The sequence below is a fragment of the Clostridium sp. HBUAS56010 genome, from assembly GCF_007115105.1.
Lineage (GTDB): Bacteria > Bacillota > Clostridia > Lachnospirales > Lachnospiraceae > Lacrimispora.
This window is the reverse complement of sequence record NZ_SULJ01000065.1, coordinates 1-218: the sequence shown is the minus strand read 5'-3', so window position 1 is coordinate 218 and position 218 is coordinate 1. Positions and strand designations below refer to the sequence as shown.

General features: G+C 33.9%; 1 protein-coding gene. It reads left to right on the top strand.

Annotation, left to right across the window (positions count from 1 at the left end):
* Positions 1 to 199: IS3 family transposase (locus tag FAY33_RS19190; protein WP_143323080.1), on the top strand; the 199-nt coding region annotated here is incomplete at its 5' end.
* Positions 200 to 218: the final 19 nt, after the last annotated feature.

Here is a 218-nt window from a genome sequence, read left to right as displayed (position 1 = left end):
TGATAATGCAGTAGCAGAAGCAACCTTTAAAATAATGAAAACAGAATTAATTAGGAACCAGACGTTTCACAGCTTATACCATCTTGAGATTGAATTAGCTGATTATGTAAATTGGTTTAACAACCGTAGGATTCATTCTTCGCTGGGATACCTGACTCCGGTGAAGTATAGAATAAATACCCTAAAAAAAACTGTCTAAAAAACTGTTGACAATCCAT